The following is a 1,735-nucleotide window of genomic DNA, read 5'->3' as shown; positions in this document are numbered from 1 at the left end:
ATGTGTCCGGCATTCAAGGAAAGTCGTGACGAGTTGAAGACCACAAGGGCTCGCGCCAATGTGCTGAGGGAATGCCTTACCAATGGTGAAGGCTTCGATTCGCCCGAAGTCAAGGAGATACTCGATAGTTGTCTTGCCTGTAAGGGCTGCCGGAGCGAGTGCCCTTCGAATGTGGATATGACCCGCATCCGTGCAGAAGTTCTTCAACAGATTTATGACAGAAAAGGTACACCACTTCGCTCATTCGCTGTGGCGAGAATGGCTTGGGTGGAAAGGATCGGCTCGTATGTAGCTCCTGTCTATAATTTCTTTGCGAGTTGGAAACTGTCATCTACAATAATCAAGAAAATCATCAGGTTTGCTCCCGAAAGGGCGATACCGAAAATATATCACAGACGATTCAAGACTTCAAAGGTGGAGCGTGACAGTAAGGTCTATTTCTTCCTCGACGAATTCACCAGATACAATGAACCGGAACTTGCTGAAACGCTTATCAGCCTCCTTGAACGCCTGGGCTATCAGGTGATAATCCCCAAACAGGTGGAGAGCGGACGTGCCGCTATATCGAAGGGCTGCCTGAAACTTGCCAAAAAGTTCGCATTGAAGAATGTCTCTCTGCTGAAGGACATTGTTTCTGCTGATGCGCCATTGATAGGAATAGAACCGTCCTGTATCCTGACTTTCCGTGATGAATATCCGGATTTGGTTCCTGCCGATATGAGGAGTGAGGCATTGGCTTTGTCAAAGAACTGCTTCCTATATGATGAATTCATAATGCGTGAAGTTGAGGCAGAAAGGATAACGTCAGAACAGTTCAAGGAAAGTGATGTGGATATCTGGCTCCACGGCCATTGCCACCAGAAGGTGCTGGTGGGAGTCGAGAAGACGGCTACCGCCTTGAGATTGATCAAGGGTGCAACGGTTCACGTCATCCCTTCCGGTTGTTGCGGAATGGCAGGTTCGTTCGGCTATGAAGCGGAACACTACAAGACCTCGCTTGCAATAGGCGAAATGGTACTGTTCCCGACCATACGCAAGGCTGTTGCCACTGAAGGCAAGCCTGCAATAGTGGCTGCTCCAGGAACATCTTGCAGACAACAGATTCTGGACGGAACAGGTGTCAAGGCTGTTCATCCGATATTGATATTGAACAAATATTTAAAATAATGGAAGACAAAAAGTATTTCGTACACGAATCATCATACGTTGACGATGGCGTACAGATTGGCGAAGGAACAAAAATCTGGCACTTCTGCCACATTCAGAAAGGCGCACAAATTGGCAAGAATTGCTCTCTCGGTCAGAATGTAAACATAGGTAATAACGTGAAGGTTGGCAATGGTGTCCGCATCCAGAACAATGTCTCGCTCTACGAAGGTGTGGAGGTGGAAGATAATGTGTTCTGCGGACCTTCCTGTGTGTTCACCAACGTCACTACCCCTCGGGCACATTTCCCTGTTCACGGAATCTATGCAAAGACCTTGATTAAAGAAGGCACTTCACTTGGCGCAAACTGTACAGTAGTTTGTGGCCATACCGTGGGCAAATCTGCTTTGATTGCGGCAGGTGCTGTTGTTACGAAGAACGTGAAGGATTATGCACTTATGGCAGGAGTACCGGCCCGTCAGTTGGGATGGGTCTGCGAATGCGGAAAGAGGCTGGATGAGAGTCTGGAGTGCGAGTGTGGAAGGAAGTATAAGGAAGAAGGAGAGAATTTGATAAAACTGTAAGAGAT

General features: G+C 47.9%; 2 protein-coding genes. Both read left to right on the top strand.

Translation table 11 applies throughout. The annotated features are described in order from the left end of the window. Nucleotides 1-1,167 (top strand): (Fe-S)-binding protein (locus AC06L3_RS03980; protein ID WP_475669325.1); only part of this gene is annotated, 1,167 nt, incomplete at its 5' end. Further along, entirely contained in the window at nt 1,167-1,730 is a 564-nt protein-coding gene (locus tag AC06L3_RS03975) for an acyltransferase (RefSeq protein WP_475669324.1), read from the top strand. The genes AC06L3_RS03980 and AC06L3_RS03975, both read left to right, overlap by 1 nt. Nucleotides 1,731-1,735: the final 5 nt, after the last annotated feature.

The sequence above is a fragment of the Candidatus Egerieousia sp. genome, assembly GCF_056211015.1.
The sequence above is the reverse complement of the archived record's forward strand: the minus strand, read 5'-3'. Positions and strand labels throughout refer to the sequence as shown.